Source organism: Methanosarcina barkeri 3 (assembly GCF_000970305.1).
Lineage (GTDB): Archaea > Halobacteriota > Methanosarcinia > Methanosarcinales > Methanosarcinaceae > Methanosarcina > Methanosarcina barkeri_A.
In genome coordinates this window covers 2,471,951-2,489,981 of sequence record NZ_CP009517.1, presented here as the reverse complement: position 1 = coordinate 2,489,981, position 18,031 = coordinate 2,471,951, and the positions used below count along the sequence as shown (strand labels likewise).

The following is an 18,031-nucleotide window of genomic DNA, read 5'->3' as shown; positions in this document are numbered from 1 at the left end:
ACCTACATATTAAAAATTTGACAAAATCGGCAGTGTGCCGAAAGTTTTGTAAATTCAAAACCAAATTTTTGTTTACTGAACAAATTCAGTTGTCTTGCTAGGGGCTTTTCAAACCACAAACTTTATAATATTTTTAATTTTACAGAGCTTTCGGTATGCTACCACTGTAAGCAATTGTTCTAAAAATTAGTTAGATTAACTTCTTTATAGAGCTTATCATAAAAGTGTTGTGCTCTTTGTCAAAAAATAATGCAAAAAAATAATTAAACACGATAATAGGTACTTTTTATTTTTATTCTCCTTTCAGTTTCTTCCCGCTGAACTCTTTAGCAACATCAGCAGCATTGTTATACGTACGATCAGAAAGGTCCTGTAAATCGGAAACTATTTCGTTGCTAGCATTGTTCTGCTTAGCATACTGAATGATTTCATTCTTATTCTTAGGAAAATCGATACCTTTCAATGCATGTTCAACATCAGCCATACTTGCTCTCATAACTTTTCCCCTTATGTTTTAAGTCCGTTTTCAATATTGTACGGATTATTTCTACTTTTATTAACCACATTTTATAAATACACGATTAACGGACAATTTTCCGTTAATTTTAATATATTATCTATTATATATAAACGAATCAAATAAAAGAAATGAAATTTGATGTAATTTCATTGTGATCATAATTAAGTTTATACAATAGTTTGTCTAAAAAACACTGTATAGATAGCAAGAACATTATTAGTCTCTTCTGGGAAACTTTTACATCGCACGTCCTTGCTTTTGAACGGATTCAACATTGGTTAATGTTTTTAGCTACTGCTTCCACTTTTTTATAAATTAGAAGTAATAATTAAATATATATGCTTTTACGAATATTAATACGTATACCTCATATGAGGGAGGGGAAGTATGGATAAGATTTATGACATATTGATTAAAGAACACAGTGAAGTATCTGAACTCATAAAGAAAGCAACGCAGGATGATACAAAGAATACTTTTAATCAGATAAAAGCTAAACTTCAACCTCACTTACTTGGTGAAGAAGAACTTTTCTATCCTGCGCTTGAAGAAAATGAAGAGTTAATTGAGCTTGTTAATCATGCTTATGACGAACACGAAGAAATAAAGACAATACTGCAAGAACTGGACAACAGTAGTGAAGGAGATAGAAGTTGGATTGCTACAGTCCATGCTTTAGATAAAGTAGTAAGCCATCATGTGGAAGAAGAAGAAAACAAGGTGTTTCCTGCTGCTCAAAAAGTGATAAGTGATAACCAAGCTCAAGAGATAGCTAAACAATATGCAGAATTTTCGAAAAACTTCAAACCACAACCTATTATGGGTTAAAAGCTATGAAGAACAATATGAGAATAGAGATAACCTGTATTCAAACCTGACAGTAAATTACTAACTATTTTAATTTAATTTTCGGATTTCAATCTTTATCCATTTTCAAATGCAATTAAGCCTTTGTAAATATCATCCACGTCGGGTTTACGATAACCAGGTTCTGTCAAGTCATTGAGAGAGAAGAGTTTTTTCAGCTACTGTCAAACCCATAAATTCTCTATTCCTCATAGACTTGACAGAACCCTAAAATATCCGACGTTTTGCCATAGAATACTCGTACTTTAGTGAAATACAAACCTTTTATCTCATAAAGTTCGGATATCAAACATCCTGAAAAATCAAGTTTAGTGAATCTCTTTCATAATACTTTTGCAACAAAACCATAAAAGTTTCTTAATTATATTTTCATGGCAAGAAACCTAATTAATTATTTAAAGTTTGATATTATGGAAACCAATTTTGAGTTTTGGGATCGGCTCGTAGATAATAAAAATTCGATAGCAAGTTCCCCAAAAAAAGGTTTTAAGCAAAATTTACTTAATCTTTACGTTGAACCTTCTCATACTGTTTTTTAATTATATATTTTGAAAGTAGATAATAAAAATTCGATAGCAAGAACCTCGAAAAACGGATTTAAGCAAAATTTGCTTAATCTTTTCATAGTAAATTAACCCAATCATACAAAAACATAGTATTTTGTTAGCAAAATTATACTTATGTGATATCGAGGTCAAAATATTTGAGAAGAATGAAACCAGCAACAAGAGCCGAAAAAAAAGTTGTCTCCAAAAATTGGCGACAAAAAGCTACTATCTACTAATAGCCTAGAGGAGGAGAAAATTTTCACCATTTTTTCAGAAAAATTTAGAACAATTCCCTTGAATTTCAGGAAAATTTCCCGGAGAAATTTTCAGCAAAGTAAAATTTCTCCACGACAAAGAAAATAATGGAAAACAATTTCTTACAATTGAATAAAAGCGCATAGGTGTTAACGGCAGATAGGCTTCGCCATGCCTAAGAAACACCCATGCTCAACAAGAATTCAGGGCAGGCTTTTTCTTTCGCCATTTGCAGACTCAGGAACAGGCTCATCCGAAAAAAGAAACGAAACGCATCACATTCTGATGAATGTCATGCTCTTTTTAAAGGTTAACTGGTACAGTTCGCCACGACGGAAAGACGTGCACGCATCGCCTTTCTTTTTAAAACCTTGACAAATTAAAGCAAGTGAACAACCTCCAGGGCACCCATAAGGCTTGACAAAAAGTAAAATGGCCTGTCACACCAGAGAGAAAAGAGCTGAAGAGGTAGTAGCACCGCCCTGGGTGTTGATTTTTAAGTTAAAAGCTGAGAAAAGCGAATACTTAAGTTATAAGCCTAAAAAAAGCGAATATTTAAGTTATAAGCTTAAAGAAAAGCTTATTGACTTAAACATTAACTTTACTCTTTTCCTTGTACTCCTTTGTAAGTTCTACATACTCTTCAGCATTTCTTAATATAGCCTCGATTTCTACTTCTTCGAGTTCTCTTTTTACTTTTCCCGGAACTCCAATGATCAGGCTTCTTTCAGGAAATTTTTTTCCTTCAGGAACTAGTGCATTTGCACCGACAATGGAATTTTTCCCTATTTCAGCACCGTTCAATACTGTAGAGTTCATTCCTATAATCACATTATTTTCGATTCTGCAACCATGGAGTACTGCACCGTGTCCTATAGTGACATTATCCCCGATTTGTACTTCATTAGTAGAATCTACATGAATTACCACATTATCCTGGATACTTGTTCGGTTTCCGATTTTTATTTTATTCTGGTCTCCTCGAAGCGTAGCATTAAACCATATACTTGAAGAATCCCCAATTTCTACATCTCCGATGATATCAGCAGAGTCTGCAACGAAAACTGTCTTTGAGATTTTCGGGTTTTTGTCTTTATAACTCGTTATCATCAAATCTCTCCTTTTTATGTATCAAAAATTAACTTATTATATAGCTAATCTCCAAAATAATTTTATTCCGAAACCAGTGATTTCAGAATTATTTTCATTATCAAAAACTTAACTGGCCGCTCGAAGTATAAGATCTCGAAGAGCAATTTTGAGTTTTAAGATCATCAATATATGTAAACGGAAAAACACTGTCCTGAAAAATACTATCCTGATTTTTTTTCTCTTTTATTTTTTCAAAAAGCTGTTTTAAGGTGTCTTCGTTACTTTGGGTGAATTTAAACGGTGAATCAAGGAACGGTTCAAAATAAACAGGCACATCGTCAAGTCTGTAGAAAGTCCCTTCACACTCCATAGAGTCAATGACTCCAGGGAGTACAATGTCTGAGAGAGACGTAGTTGGACAGGGAATTGTATCCAGGCAGATCAAAGGAATTTCTTCAAGGTAAGTTGCACAGTCAGGCGGGATCTGACTCAAAAGATCGGCACATATTACAAAAGCTGCATCTATGTCTTTTTCTCGAAGCAAATCTACGGTTGTAAATTCTCCAGGGTTATAACGCGGGTGGCCTCGCATGAAGTCAAGCCCGAAAGGGTAACCGTACATGTAGGAAGCAACCTGGCTAAAGCCTGCCGCGTTGCAGTGACTGCGGATAATTCCAAGGGTAAATTTGGAATATTTGTTCAGCTCTTTCACAAGGCTCATGGCAATTTCGATATTCCTGTACTTCCCAGGAGATGAAGACAGTCCAGCCCCTACTGAGATAGTCCCAAAGTTGCAGTTCTTCATCAAATCAAGCATCTCTTCCATAACATGAACGGAAACTCCTGTGATTTCCTCTACTGAATGATGGGGAACTCTTCCGTTCAAAAGTGTCAACAGTGCACTTACCAGTTCATAGTCTGAGTCGGGTTTAAGCTGCACCTGAAGGTCAGAAGCTTTAGCAGTTAGTGTTTTTCTTGGGTCTACAGTAAGGATTGTCCTGTCAAAACGCCCTCGCTTTGTCCAGTAACCTCTGGGGAAAACCCCATATCTGGACATCTGTCTGGGCATGGATTCAAGTGGGTTTGTTCCCCAGTAAACCATAAGATCTCCCTTGTTTTTCTTCTGTCCTTCAGTAGCACCGACTTTTCCGGCTTCCTGAGTTCCCATCACTATGGCCCCATTGCCGACTGTATCAACAATTGCGCCAAGATATTCTCCGATCATGAGCCCAACTTCATATGCTTCACAGGAAGTTTCACTGCCTATGTAAATCAGAGGACGCTTCGCCGAAGTCAGAATGTCTGCAGCTATTTGAAGGGCCCCGTCCCAGGAAACCGGTCTTAATTTCCCTCCGAACTTTAGAAGGGGCTGTTTAAACCGCCTGGGACTTGTAATCTCCTTAAACCTGGAAATTCCCATCTTGCATACGTTTTTCGTTTCAATCTTTCCATCCTTGATTTCAATCTGGATATCGTCGCAGGCAGCTCCACAAACCGGACAGACTATGTTTTTGTGAATCATACTCTCTGCTCTCCGGAACAAAACCTTGATATTGTATTTTCGGTGTATTCTTCAAAAAAAATCGATAGTAACTTCTCATCTTGCATTTTACTGACCTCTCAACATTGTTCTGTTTGCTGTACAGCAGTTCACTTTCATGCCAATGAACAGTGCACAGTAATTTCACAGCACTGTACCATTTTTATGAACTAGTACTTCAATGTCAACAGGTTTTCAGGAATACGCCTTTTTCCCTGCATCCTGGAAGACGGGTGGGGGAATTCAGGAGAGACCATAACTTTCCAGATCCCAATAGAAAAAAAACCGTGTTCAAGTTTTTGCTGTAGTTTACCAGTTAGTAGATTTTCAGATTCACGCTTGTCACCAGTAAACTGTCTTCTCGTTCAAACTCATACGACTTGTATGAAGAACTTGTATTAGGAAATAGATTTACAACTCAAATATAAACATATCGACATCAATTTTTTGAGTAGAAGTGTTATATTATTATATATAAGTTGACTACATAGGGAATAACCTCAGTAAATTCTCGAGATTTATAATCTGAAGCTAAGCACATGAAATACCTTAAAAGGTAAAATTAAAAAGTGTTATCCCCTGAATGGTAAATTCTGAGATCATAATGACTGATATGTTCAAAAAAAAGTATTTTGAATGAGGAAACATTATCAATTACCTTAACGTTCATTTTGACTTTTTATAGTTAAATGTGATCGGTATATGCAAACATATCTAGTTTTTCTCTATATTGAACTAACAAGTAAAGACTTATTAAACTACTTGAATGTCCAGTCATTTTAAATTAACAATAAATAAGCTTAAAATGCTAATTAAATAATGTACATAATTTATTTTTAAGCACATCTTTTATATTAAATTTAAAATATTGTAACGTTCCTATTCTAAAGAGTAAACAATATCAAACCCGAGATTGGGGGAAGTTATATATACTAATAAATAGGAAATAGGTTACTGCTTTCCTGTATTATAAATATACATTATGTCTAAAGTAACATAACGAGTAAAAGTACAAAAGGAGGTTAAAACACATTGAAAGATTATTAAAACTCGAACAATTCGCTATATGCCGGAACAAAATGCTGCAGAAATAAAGTCCGACTTTTTGTTGATTACGATAATCTGTGTAACCGAAAAAAAGGAAGAGGCAAGCTTGCATTTGAAATTATCGAAAAGAAACTTTTGTTGCCATAAAGCTTCTGGATATGGATTACGGAGAAAAAGTAATCACAAGATCTGGGCAAGGATTGATCACTTAAATACCATTGCAAAATCTCACGAATAAGATCTCATTCACTAGAAAACATAAAACTTCATTGTACACCACAAAACCTCATTTGCCGCCGAATGATGTTTCGTGTGACAAAGTTTGTCCGGCGGTGAAAGGAGGATTAATATGAAAATGATCAAAGCTTTAATACGTCCCGAAGCCGCTGATGACGTTATAGAAGGGCTTGCAGAGGGGGGATTTGTTTCATTAACAAAAATAGATGTATTCGGCCGTGGAAAACAAAATGGAATCACGATCGGGACAGTACACTATGATGAGCTTCCTAAAACCATGCTTATTTTAGTTGTAGAAGATGAGCATGTTGAAGAAGTTGCTAAAATTATCAAATATAAAGCATACACCGGTCATCAAGGGGACGGTAAAATTTTTGTCATCCCCGTTGACAATGCATATACGATACGCACAGGGGATGTAGGTCTTTGAGGAGGGGGCAATTATGAAAGAAATAATTGCAATTATCCGTCCAAAAAAAGTTATTCCTACAAAAGAAGCCCTTGAAAAACTCGGTGTTCCAAGTTTAACTGCGCTTCCGGTGTTTGGAAGAGGTAAACAAAAAGGCATTGCAACCGAACTTGAAATTGATATTCGCCCTGAAGTTCTGGATCAGAGCATAAAGGCTGGAAGGAGAATGGAATACATTCCCAAGCGCCTATTCTCCATAGTTGCCTGTAATGAAGACGTTGACACAATTGTTGAAACAATTATTAAGGTAAACCAAACTGGTGAAATCGGCGATGGGAGAATTTTCATCTGTCCTGTTGATGATGCCATTAGAGTAAGAACGGATGAACAGGGAGACAGTGCCCTTTTATAAAAAATAAGGAGAAACAAACCGATGCCATATCATACGTTTGAATGTAGCGAATGTATTCCCGAAAGGGCAATGCATGCTGTTATAAAAGGTCCAGGTGAAGACTTGACGTCCTGTCTTCCACTTGGATACCTCAACACGATTCCTGGGACGATTTCAGAGAGGGGATGTGCTTTCTGTGGCGCAAAACACGTAATAGGCTCACCTATGAAAGATGTCATTCATCTGTGCCATGGTCCGGTTGGATGCACCTACGATACCTGGCACACTAAGCGTTACATTAGCGATAACGACAATTTTCAGCTTAAATATACCGCTGCAACTGATATGAAGGAAAAACACGTCGTATTCGGCGCTGAAAAAATGCTTAAACAGAATATTATTGATTGTTTCAAGGCCTTTCCCCACATCAAAAGAATGAGTATCTATCAAACTTGCGCTTCAGCACTTATCGGGGACGATATAAATGCTGTTGCGAAAAAAGTGATGGACGAAATGCCAGACGTTGACATTTTCGTCTGCAATGCTCCGGGTTTCGGAGGGCCGAGCCAGTCAGGAGGACATCACAAAATCAATATTGCCTGGATAGATCAAAAAGTCGGGACATTTGAACCTGAGATAAAAAGTAAATATGTTATTAATTATGTTGGTGACTATAACATCCAGGGTGATGCAGAAGTTATGATAGATTTTTTCCAGAGAATGGGGATTCAGGTTCTCTCTACTTTTACTGGAAATGGGTCCTACGATGACCTAAGAGGCATGCACCTAGCCCAACTCAATGTTCTTGAATGTGCACGTTCGTCTGAATACATCTGTAACGAACTCAGAAAAATATATGGAATTCCACGTCTTGATATTGATGGGTTTGGTTTTGAACCGCTCTCAGCATCACTAATGAAAGTAGCTATGTTTTTCGGACTTGAAAAAGAAGCACAGGCCATTATAGATGAAGAAACTGCCCGATGGAGGCCGGAACTCAACTGGTACGCTAAACGTCTGAAAGGAAAAAAAATCTGTCTCTGGCCTGGTGGCTCCAAACTTTGGCATTGGGCACATGTAATTGAAGAAGAAATGGGAGTTAAAGTTGTCTCTGTGTATTCAAAATTCGGTCATCAGGGAGACTTCGAAAAAGGTGTTGCTCGGTGCAGTGAAGGAGCACTTGCAATTGACGACCCTAACGAACTTGAGGGACTTGAAGCCATGGAGATGTTAAAACCCGATTGTGTCCTTACAGGTGTTCGTCCTGGAGAAGTTTCCAAAAAGATGAGGATCCCATATCTCAATATTCATGCATATGACAATGGCCCGTATAAAGGGTTTGAGGGATGGGTAAGGCTTGCCAGAGATATCTACAACGCAATATATTCACCGATTCACCAGCTTTCGGGATTGGATATCAGTAAGGATGAAATTCCCACTGATAAAGGGTTCATGACCAGACAGATGATTTCCGACGTGAATATTATTGAGGATGGGGCTACCCCAGTTGAAGAGAGACCGTATACTGGCGAATGGGATATTGTGACAAAATTGCGTGGGAAAAAATATCCAAAGCTTGAATTACAGCAACAGCTTGGCATGGTATAATAGAGGGAGGTGAGGTCATTAATGGACGACGTTATGAAAGATAGGATAGAGCAGCTTGTAGATTTTATTATGAAATGGTGCCTGTGGCAGTTTCATTCACGTGCCTGGGACAGAGAGAGACAAAACGAAGAGATCCTTACAAAAACCATGCAGTTATTGTGCGACGAACCTGTTAATCTCAGCACACCTTCAGATAGGTGCTATTGGGTAGATGCTGTGTATTTAGCAAATGGGTTCAAAAAAACGTGCCCGTGGTTAGGCACAATGGATAAAAAAGACATCAAGCTGCTTATGCAGGGGCTCAAGGAGCGTATAGATTACTTAACTATCAATGGGTCACTTAACCAAGAACTCACTAACCCGATTTATTAAGTAAGAGGAAATATTATGTCTTGTGAACTAAAACAACGAGAGCGTCCAGGAATTATCAACCCTATATTCACATGCCAGCCTTGCGGAGCACAGTATGCAAGTATAGGAATAAAGGACTGTATCGCTATTGTTCATGGGGGACAGGGATGCGTAATGTTTGTTCGTATGCTATTGGCACAGCATTTCAAGGATAGCTTCGAGCTTGCATCTTCGTCTCTTCACGAGGACGGTGCGGTGTTTGGGGCTCTTAATAGAGTCGAGGAAGCTGTAGATGTTCTTTTGATGAGGTATCCACATGTGAAAGTCGTACCGATCATCACGACGTGCTCGACGGAAGTTATTGGCGATGATATTGATGGTCTTATCAGGAAGCTGAATAAAAAACTTTTGAAAGAAAAATATGCAGACCGGGAAGTACACCTTATTCCAATCCATACTCCAAGTTTTAAAGGAAGTATGGTAACCGGATATGATGTGGCGGTCCATGATATAGTAAAGGCGTTTGCAAAAAAAGAGAAACCTAATGGAAAAATCAATCTAATCACCGGATGGGTCAATCCCGGAGATGTTATAGCACTTAAGCACCTTCTGTCAGCAATGGACATAGATGCAACAGTCCTTTTTGAAATCGAAAGCTTTGATTCTCCTTTGATGCCGGATAAAAGTGGGTTTGCCCATGGCAGTACAACGATAGAAGATCTGACCGGAACTGCGGATGCAATGGGAACAATTGCACTGAACCGATATGAAGGTGCGAAAGCTGCCCGATATCTTGAAAGCGAGTTCAATGTTCCTGCAATAATAGGACCAACTCCTATCGGAATTCGTAACACGGACACTTTCCTGCAAAATTTGAAGAAAATGACAGGAAAACCAATTCCAGAATCACTTGTTCGCGAAAGAGGAATTGCAATCGATGCAATTACTGACCTTACTCATATGTTTTTCGCAGACAAGAAGGTTGCTATTTACGGAAATCCAGACCTTGTCATCGGTCTTGCTGAATTCTGCCTCGATATGGAAATGAAACCTGTGGTTTTGCTTCTTGGTGATGACAATACTACATATAAGGATGATCCACGCATCAAGGAATTACAGGAAAAAGTCGAGTTCGATATGGAAATTATTATGAACGCAGATCTATGGGAACTTGAACGGAGGATCAAGGATAAAGAAGTTGAGCTTGATTTGATTATGGGACATTCCAAAGGTCGCTGGACTGCTATCGACAACAATATTCCTATGGTTCGTGTGGGTTTCCCCACTTTTGATCGTGCAGGAATGTACCGCCATCCAGTTGTTGGATATGAAGGTGCTATGTGGCTTGCTGAACAGATGGCAAATACGTTTTTCGCCGATATGGAGTACAAAAAGGATAGGGAATGGCTACTGAATGTATGGTAAGGGGAATTTAAAGACGAAAAACATTGAACAGTCTAATAATGTAAGATTCAATTGAGCTTTTATTATGCTCTTTCAGTTAACAGTGTTAATTAGTTCTGGTAAAATCAATTAAAAATATATAAAAATATTAAGCCACAACTGTGTGCATCCTATTGCAAACAATGAATATTTCGCTCTCTCATCTTTGGCGAAACAGAGATATGCAGGGGTGCATCTCTACGTTTTTATTAGCTATTTTTTTATGTCATTCGCTTCACTAAAAATTTTAGCAAAACCCGGTGTGAATAAAGGTGATTTTTTCCTTAACCTTGAAAAAGTCCTCTTAAAAATCCTGATTTGAGTTCAAAGAAAGTTTTAATTCCACATTTTAAAAAGGGAATATTTAACAATTTGAACGTTTTTTTCAGTCCTGTTCCAAAGTGTTTTAACATAGAATAAGAGGTTTTAGGGTTTAAATATAAAGTTGTAAATAAGTTGCCAAACAAAACGACTTTCAGAATAGTAAATATATCAACCTTGTGAATGCCAGCATATCAATATCAGATTTCACTTCTCTTAATAAGGATCGTAATGAAAAGTACTATAAAAAGGCGTTTTTGGGACTTTCTCCCAAAAGGCCTCGTTTCATATAAATACTATATAATTAAGATATTTCCATATAATTAAGATATTTCCGAGCTGAACAGTTGTTCAGACTCTACGGAGTTTTCTTTAGCTGTTATCCCTTCCAGCGTTATTCTATACACCGAAACCGGATTTTCGTCAAGCGAAGAGCGATATTTTTCAATAAAATTGCTGGTTAGAGAGTTACTGTAATACTCTGGCATATATTTATCGACCAGTCTCTGAAGAGCTTCAGCAGCTTCTTCGAAGTCGGTTACTTTTTCTGCCTTTCCAAAAAGCATTACGCTCATATATGCCGTATCAGCATGGCAGGGCATAGGATCAATTACGGTACCATGCTCCTTATATATTGTAAAACAAACATGCGGACTTTGGGAAAGAATATCTTCCTTTTTGCCAGAACCCATGCCATGAAAGTAAACTGAACCTTTGTGCCACACATAATTCATTGGAATAGCATAAGGAAAACTATCACTTACCATTCCCAGCACACCTGTTCTTTCATGCAAAAGAAAATTTTCTATTTTCTCTTTGTCTGTACAGTTTCTTTGCGTATAACGAACTTGATCCATCAGAAAACACCCATCTTTATGTTTTTTTGTTGTGTAAAAACTATATTGGTTGAATAATCATTGATTTCTCGCTCTATTCGGTTGTTGTAAAGGATGAGACCGTATTTTTGGAATTAAGTATAAAAACAAAGTATAATTGAAGAATCCTGCACTGATTAGTACAGGATTTCGTTCCAGCGGAAAGTTGCAGGTTCATGCAGAAATATTCATCTTAATATTACACATAAGAACCATACACCCTGAAACTTAAATTCAGATATCTAGAAACTTAAATTCAGATATTCATTTTTTCTTACCAAACTATTCTTAATTTAAAGTAACTGGTATCTGCCAGGTACCCCTTATCTTTTTTCTACCAGAATCATTTTGAAGGGGTAATACCCAGCTTATGAAGTTTGTGATTATTTTTTTTCGAAGGTATTTTAAGTACATTTTTTTATTTTGAATGCCTTGAATTAATCCATAAGACCATACCTTTCTACCATTTTCTCCAGTTGATCCATACTTAATGGTTTAGGGATCACAAACATATCATTCTCCAGGATTTTCTTGGCGAGTTTTCCGTATTCAAGTGCTTGATTGCATTCGGGATCGTACTCCACAACAGTTTTTTTATTAAACTCAGCTTTTTGAACAATGTTGTCTCGAGGTACAAAATGTATCAGTTGTGTCCCAAGTTCGGATACGAACTCTTCCATCATTTCGAGCTCATTATCAACTTTACGACTGTTGCAAATAATCCCTCCCAACCTCACGCCACTTTGTTCGGCATATTTCAACAGGCCCTTACAGATATTATTTGCTGCATAAGTTGCCATCATTTCTCCAGATGCCACTATGTATACTTCCTGGGCTTTTCCTTCTCGAATCGGCATTGCAAAACCGCCACAGACAACATCACCCAGTACGTCGAAGTGAACAAAGTCCAGATCTTCAGAATAAACTCCTAACTCCTCCATAAGATTTATTGCAGTAATAACCCCTCTGCCAGCACAGCCGACACCAGGTTCTGGACCACCGGATTCGACGCATCTGATGCCGTTAAAACCGGTATTGACCACATTTTCGATTGTTACAGATTCCTCCCCTACATCCCTAAGCGTGTCCATTATCGTGGTTTGAGGCACGCCGCCAAGTACTAAACGAGTGCAGTCGGCTTTTGGGTCACACCCGTGGATGAAAACATTTTTGCCATGGTAATATGCCATAGCTGCTGCAGTATTTTGTTGAGTGGTGGATTTTCCGATTCCACCTTTTCCATAAAAAGCAATTTTTCTGGTCATTGATATTCCTCAAAGATTTATTACAACCGTACCAAAATTCACTTCTTTCAGCGTTCGATTTTAAGCAACTATTGAGTTTCTAACAGGCAGCGAAATTCTTCTGTATAGCTTACTTCAGTTCCATACCTCCTATATTTGCTTCAAGTATGATATGTTTCAGTAACCATAACATAGTTTATATTAACGGAATACAGTAACCTATTTCCTATTTAATACTATATATAACTTTTCTAACAAAGGAAATGGAGAATAGTAGAACAAGAACCCTAAATTTTGGCAGATCCAAATTAGAAACAAAGGTACTATAACTTTAAAACAAGATCAATAGCCGTAAGAACTCAATAAAATTGAAATTTATCAGTATTCAAAAGAATAAACTGTAAGTTATCTCGCATCCAAATACTCACCTCTCTCAAAAGGTAAGTGCCATTCTCCGTTATGTTCAAATTAACATATATCGAATACTTAAAGCAAGGAAACAAATTGTTTTGTCGAAACTCAGAAGTTGCATATAGAGTAAACATGCCTGGCAAAATATGAACGGGCATAATAACGAGACCATATAATTTACGACTAAATATAAAATATAAAACATAAACTATAAAAATATAAAATATAAGCTATGATAAAAGATTTGCCCTCACACTTTTTCAAAAAGCATACTTTTTTCACAAAAACATCATTTCCTGCCGATAAGTATTTAAAAGAAGAAGGATATCTGGGTATCCTTGTAAAGGGGCTGTGGCCTAGCCCGGCATGGCGATGGGCTCCAGCGGATAAATGATGAACAACGGGTCTACCGAGTCTAACCCGACGGGGTAGGATAATGAGGAACCGTTGGAGCACTGATAGATGCTCACCAGAAGACTGTATAAGCAGTTGTTCGGAGATACCCGTCGATCGTGAGTTCGAATCTCACCAGCCCCACGTTTTTAATTTATAGTTTTGAGATTAATCATGAATTAGTCTTCTTGAGTGTAGCCGAGATAGAATCTCTATTAATATATAGGCAGCAGGATCCAGAGCATATAAAGCTAAACCCTGCTAACCTACTCTAAACCCTTACTTTGATATGTGCTGGTTTTTATCTTGATTTTCCGACGTTATCGAATATCCAAAACTTGCAGTGTTTTTCGGCATAATCTGGAGTTCCCACGTTCCAATTGCCCCAGAAACCGCGTATGTTTCCACATAATGATTGTTTGTATTCTGATAAATCGTGCTGTCATCCAGTGCCCATGCCGGGAAATAGTATTCCCCAGTATTTACATTGCTTGTTTGAGTTATTTTTGTAGGGTATATGGAAACAAATTGGGAATTATACTTTAGTTTTACTTCAAAAGACGGTTCTTCATTTTTAGGAGAGATACGTAGTCCCATAGCAGGGTCGTAAGTATCGGTCGAGATATCAATTGCTATCGGGGCAGTAGTTGTAGTGTTGAAGATTTTCACGTAAGGAACTGTAGGCTGCTGCATAGCATTGAAGTACAGACCTATTTGGGGGTTAGATCCGTCATTAGCTTTCTTATCAACGTTCATGTCAATATACCCGTTATATGAGCCTGTTGCATTTTCCGGGACAGGTAACTTAATGATTATGTTAGCTATATCGCCTGCCTTTATAACCGAAGGTGCAGAAATCACTATTGCATCATCGCTAAGAGCAAACGTATCAAGTGAATTAGCATACGCGTATCTGTTTACCTTAGGATCAATAGTAATATCTTTGTCTGCTACATTTTTGATTTTCATCCTGTACTCATATTCTTGTCCAGCCTTAACGGTATCAGAGATAGAACTTGCCTGAAGCTCGATTTTCGGACTAGCCTGGACGAAAAGATCAAGCTTCATAGAGTTTACATATTCCGTAGAGTATGGGAAAAGATCATCTGTGAAGGCTATAGCTGCTTGATAGTTCGCGCTTTCTGCATCTCTGGGCACATTTACATTAACTGTAAAGTCCTGTAGTGCTCCTGGCTCTACGGTCACGTTCATTGGAGATATAGTGGTCCAGCTTCTAATTGTGTCGTTCCCACTGTTAGACGTAGAAACTACTTTAGGGGTTACAACGAGCGTTTCATTACCTTCGTTCTTGAAACTAACAGTAAATTTTTCACTATTTCCTGCTACCATATACATAGAAAAAGACGTCGGATTTATAGTGTGTACTGTGACATTTCCATCAGTTACATTTCCATCGATGAATCCCGTATCAAAGGTATCATTTTCATAAGTTCCATTTTCGTAAGTAACATTCCCGAAAACTAAGTTTCCGTCAAACTGCCCAGTTTGAGCACATGCGGCCTGTATTAATGCCAGGCAAAGCAGCATTCCTAACAATCGAGGCATTACCTTGAGACTATTAGTTTTGTCCATGTTTCATGCTCCATTCTTTTTATTAAGAACATAACTTCCTAACTAACCCATGAAAGATTTTCAGAAATCTGCATGATTGCCGAATCACAGAGGAACACATCTCTACACTGAAAAATCAACAGCATAAGACATACGACTATAAAATAATATTGTGAGGGGGTTGCAGAAACACTTAGGTTTAAAAGTTAGGAAGTAATAGTTAGAATATACACATTGTATAAAATATTTATGAGTGTGTTAAATCTTCAAATTTAGAAAAGGAATAATTCAGAAATTATCGATGGATAAGACAATGAGAAAACTTTGGAGCACCGACAGAAGCTAACCAGAATTCAGATTACAAAACCAGTTGTTAATAGATATCCGTCGATCGTGATTTCGAATCTCACCAGCTCAATGTTTTTTTCTTTAATTTTGTTTTTCTTTGTACATGTCCTTTTAAGATTCTTTTTCATACATGTTTTTTAGCGTTACTTTTTACTGGAGATGAGGAGAGTTTAAGAAGTAATACTTTCACGTAGCTCCCCCAACGGTTAATAACCTGCAAGTTCAATCTTCTTCTAGCTGCTTAAACCTGCTCAAACCTGACCAACAGCAAGAGAGGTTTTTATCTTGAGACGCGAAAAAGAAGAAATAGCAGTCCTTGTCAGAGCTACCCCTGAAAAAAGCAAAAAGGATGGGGATGGGCATGCTGTAGGGGTAATAGGTATTAATAAACATGGAGAACTGCTGAGGCTCTATCCTCTGGGGTTCAGGTATGGGGAAGGGATGATTGATTTCAGGAAGAATGACCTGCTCGAGGTCACGGTTACTAAACCTGAGCACGATGTCAGGTGGGAGAGCAGGAAAGTCTTAAGTCACGTGAACCTGGAAAATCCCATTAAAGAAAGAGAAATAAAAGAGCTTGTCCTGCCTCTCGTAACGTCTATAGAAAAGCTGAATCTCGAAGGAGCAAGTCTTGGAGTGGTAAAGCCGGAAATCCTTGATCTTGAGATAAAGGTGAACAGCACTGAACCTTATGACAGGCAGCAGTACTTTAACCTCATAGGAGATTTTCTGGAAAAAGGGGAAAAAACCGCCCAAATGCCTGTAGAGATAAGGTTTTTCTTCAGGTGTGAAGGAGAAGAGGCCTGCAGAAGGCATAAAATAATCCTGCTCGATTGGGAGTTCAATGAAACCGTAAGGAATATCATAAGAGATGAACAGGAACCGGCAGCTGTAAAAAGGAAGATAGAAGAATATTTCTCGAACTTAATGAAAGAAAAGGAACTTTATTTTATCATGGGTACGCATTTCATGTATGGAACCTGGATGATAACGGGTCTTTTCTGCCCAGAAAAAGATGGCAAAATTCAGAAAAGCCTTTCCGGATTTTAAAAATAGCATGAAAAAAGAAATAGTATAAAAAACTAATTAGAGAGTTAGAAAAATTGAAGGAAAGATTGATCTAAATTAAATTATAAATTAAATTGACTATTAACTTGAGTAAAGAGTTAACTTAATTAAAGAGTCAACTTGAGTAAAGAGTTGACTTGATTAAAGAGTTAACTTGATTAAATAATCAACCTAAGTGAATAATTAGGTCAATTAAATAATTAGGTTAATTAAACAGTTAATTTAATTATAGAACTTCTGATCCTTCAAGCTCTTTTTCCAAAAAGGCTTCCAGCCTGTCCATACCTTCTTTTATATTTTCGATGCTATTGGCATAGGAGAAACGAAGATAACCTTCGGCTCCATTTCCGAAATCGATTCCTGGTGTGACCGCAACACCAGCCTCGTTGAGAATGCGGCGGCTAAGTTCCAGGGAGTCACTGCCGTACCTGCGAGCATCAGCAAGAACATAAAAGGCTCCCGTCGGCTCTTTGCGGACTTCAAGACCCATCCCAATAAGCCTTTTCAACATGTACTGGCGGCGTATGTTGTAAGTCTGGACCATCTCGGCAACATGGTCCTGTGGACCTTTCAGGGCTGCAATTCCTGCCTCCTGGACAAAAGAATTGGCACAGATGAAAAAGTTCTGATGGATTTTCTGAATCGCACGGATACATTCAGGAGGACAGATAATATAGCCAAGCCTCCAGCCAGTCATAGCATATAATTTGGAAAAGCCATTAAGGACAAAAGCATTCTTAGTGTATTCCAGTATAGTATGATCTTTCCCACTATAGATCAAACCCTGGTAGATCTCGTCCGAAATAATCGGAATTCCTTTTTCATCCGCGATCTCGGCAAGGCCCTGTAAACTTTCCGGAGGCATGATATGCCCTCCAGGATTTGAGGGACTATTGATCAGGATAGCTTTAGTGTTCGGGCTCAGGCACTGCCTTACCGTTTCCGGTTCCAGGGCAAATCCGTTTGTCTCACTCGTGTAAACAAAGACAGGAGTTCCGCCCAGGTATTTCACGAAATTAGGATAGCAGGCATAATGAGGGTTCGACATCACAACTTCATCCATTTTCTCAAGTAGAGCCATAAAAACAATCAAAAGGGCCGGACTTGTGCCAGATGTTACAATAACCTGGTCCGGACTCAGTTCGACTCCGAACTTCTGCTGGTAAGATTCGACTATTGCCTCTCTGAGCGAAAGAAGTCCCTGGCTGTGAGTATATTTTGTAGACCCCCGGCCGATAGCAGCACAGGCAGCTTCACATATGTGCGGAGCCGTAGGAAAATCAGGCTCTCCTACCTCGAGGTGGATTATATGTCTTCCCTCAGCTTCCAGAGCCTGGGCACTTTCCAGCACTTCCATCACATAGAAAGGAGGGATATCTTCAGATTTCTTTGATAAGATGCATTCGGAATTTATTGAAAACATAGAAGACCTTCTGAAAATCAATTATTGTGAAAGGAGCTGAAGTAAAAGCAAGTAACAACATTGATGTT

Annotated in this window: 16 protein-coding genes and 1 tRNA gene; 10 read left to right on the top strand and 7 right to left on the bottom strand. The window is 38.0% G+C overall.

Annotation, left to right across the window (positions count from 1 at the left end; genetic code table 11):
* Positions 1 to 292: 292 nt before the first annotated feature.
* A complete protein-coding gene (locus MSBR3_RS09935) occupies positions 293 to 496 on the bottom strand; it encodes a DUF2795 domain-containing protein (protein WP_048107876.1) in 204 nt (67 codons plus the stop codon).
* A gap of 411 nt (positions 497 to 907) precedes the next feature.
* On the opposite strand from MSBR3_RS09935, the gene MSBR3_RS09930 reads away from it, so the two are divergent.
* Positions 908 to 1,348, top strand: coding sequence for a hemerythrin domain-containing protein (locus MSBR3_RS09930; protein ID WP_048107875.1), 441 nt, complete (start codon positions 908 to 910; stop codon positions 1,346 to 1,348).
* A 1,013-nt stretch (positions 1,349 to 2,361) separates the two neighbouring features.
* Positions 2,362 to 2,565 (top strand): hypothetical protein, encoded by a 204-nt coding sequence (locus MSBR3_RS20250; protein ID WP_155396786.1) that lies wholly within the window; start codon positions 2,362 to 2,364, stop codon positions 2,563 to 2,565.
* Positions 2,566 to 2,778: 213 nt separating this feature from the next.
* On the opposite strand, the gene MSBR3_RS09925 is transcribed toward MSBR3_RS20250, so the two are convergent.
* Together MSBR3_RS09925 and MSBR3_RS09920 are read right to left on the bottom strand one after the other, a co-directional pair.
* Positions 2,779 to 3,300: a gamma carbonic anhydrase family protein gene (locus tag MSBR3_RS09925; RefSeq protein ID WP_048107873.1), complete on the bottom strand. Its 522-nt coding sequence runs from the start codon at positions 3,298 to 3,300 to the stop codon at positions 2,779 to 2,781.
* A gap of 100 nt (positions 3,301 to 3,400) precedes the next feature.
* The gene (locus MSBR3_RS09920) at positions 3,401 to 4,804 is read right to left on the bottom strand and encodes a formylmethanofuran dehydrogenase subunit B (RefSeq protein ID WP_080942273.1); all 1,404 of its coding nucleotides are present in this window, start codon (positions 4,802 to 4,804) and stop codon (positions 3,401 to 3,403) included.
* 1,414 nt (positions 4,805 to 6,218) lie between these two features.
* On the opposite strand from MSBR3_RS09920, the gene MSBR3_RS09915 reads away from it, so the two are divergent.
* The 6 genes from MSBR3_RS09915 (at position 6,219) to MSBR3_RS21750 (ending at position 10,728) form a co-directional block, all read left to right on the top strand.
* Entirely contained in the window at positions 6,219 to 6,536 is a 318-nt protein-coding gene (locus MSBR3_RS09915) for a P-II family nitrogen regulator (RefSeq protein WP_048107871.1), read from the top strand.
* A gap of 13 nt (positions 6,537 to 6,549) precedes the next feature.
* A complete protein-coding gene (locus tag MSBR3_RS09910; protein WP_048107870.1) occupies positions 6,550 to 6,927 on the top strand; it encodes a P-II family nitrogen regulator in 378 nt (125 codons plus the stop codon).
* Between the two features lie 21 nt (positions 6,928 to 6,948).
* A complete protein-coding gene (gene anfD, locus MSBR3_RS09905; RefSeq protein ID WP_048107868.1) occupies positions 6,949 to 8,514 on the top strand; it encodes a nitrogenase iron-iron protein, alpha chain in 1,566 nt (521 codons plus the stop codon).
* 21 nt (positions 8,515 to 8,535) lie between these two features.
* Positions 8,536 to 8,886, top strand: coding sequence for a Fe-only nitrogenase subunit delta (anfG, locus tag MSBR3_RS09900; RefSeq protein WP_048107867.1), 351 nt, complete (start codon positions 8,536 to 8,538; stop codon positions 8,884 to 8,886).
* Between the two features lie 15 nt (positions 8,887 to 8,901).
* Positions 8,902 to 10,290 carry a Fe-only nitrogenase subunit beta gene (gene anfK, locus MSBR3_RS09895; RefSeq protein WP_048107865.1) on the top strand — a complete coding sequence of 463 codons (1,389 nt, stop codon included), beginning with the start codon at positions 8,902 to 8,904 and terminating at the stop codon, positions 10,288 to 10,290.
* A gap of 336 nt (positions 10,291 to 10,626) precedes the next feature.
* A complete protein-coding gene (locus MSBR3_RS21750; protein ID WP_155396785.1) occupies positions 10,627 to 10,728 on the top strand; it encodes a hypothetical protein in 102 nt (33 codons plus the stop codon).
* Positions 10,729 to 10,952: 224 nt separating this feature from the next.
* Here MSBR3_RS21750 and MSBR3_RS09890 read toward each other — a convergent pair whose 3' ends face one another.
* Positions 10,953 to 11,486: a pyridoxamine 5'-phosphate oxidase family protein gene (locus MSBR3_RS09890; protein WP_048107863.1), complete on the bottom strand. Its 534-nt coding sequence runs from the start codon at positions 11,484 to 11,486 to the stop codon at positions 10,953 to 10,955.
* 455 nt (positions 11,487 to 11,941) lie between these two features.
* Entirely contained in the window at positions 11,942 to 12,769 is an 828-nt protein-coding gene (gene nifH / locus MSBR3_RS09885; protein WP_048107862.1) for a nitrogenase iron protein, read from the bottom strand.
* A gap of 735 nt (positions 12,770 to 13,504) precedes the next feature.
* Between nifH and MSBR3_RS20240 the strand changes: the two genes are divergently transcribed.
* Positions 13,505 to 13,696, top strand: a tRNA-Trp gene (locus MSBR3_RS20240).
* A gap of 135 nt (positions 13,697 to 13,831) precedes the next feature.
* Here the strand turns inward: MSBR3_RS20240 and MSBR3_RS09880 are convergent.
* On the bottom strand, positions 13,832 to 15,145 hold the full coding sequence (locus MSBR3_RS09880; RefSeq protein WP_052723355.1) for a COG1470 family protein: 1,314 nt from the start codon (positions 15,143 to 15,145) through the stop codon (positions 13,832 to 13,834).
* Positions 15,146 to 15,757: 612 nt separating this feature from the next.
* On the opposite strand from MSBR3_RS09880, the gene MSBR3_RS09875 reads away from it, so the two are divergent.
* Entirely contained in the window at positions 15,758 to 16,522 is a 765-nt protein-coding gene (locus tag MSBR3_RS09875; RefSeq protein WP_048107860.1) for a hypothetical protein, read from the top strand.
* 244 nt (positions 16,523 to 16,766) lie between these two features.
* Here MSBR3_RS09875 and MSBR3_RS09870 read toward each other — a convergent pair whose 3' ends face one another.
* Positions 16,767 to 17,963, bottom strand: coding sequence for a pyridoxal phosphate-dependent aminotransferase (locus MSBR3_RS09870; protein WP_048107858.1), 1,197 nt, complete (start codon positions 17,961 to 17,963; stop codon positions 16,767 to 16,769).
* Between the last annotated feature and the right edge of the window lie 68 nt (positions 17,964 to 18,031).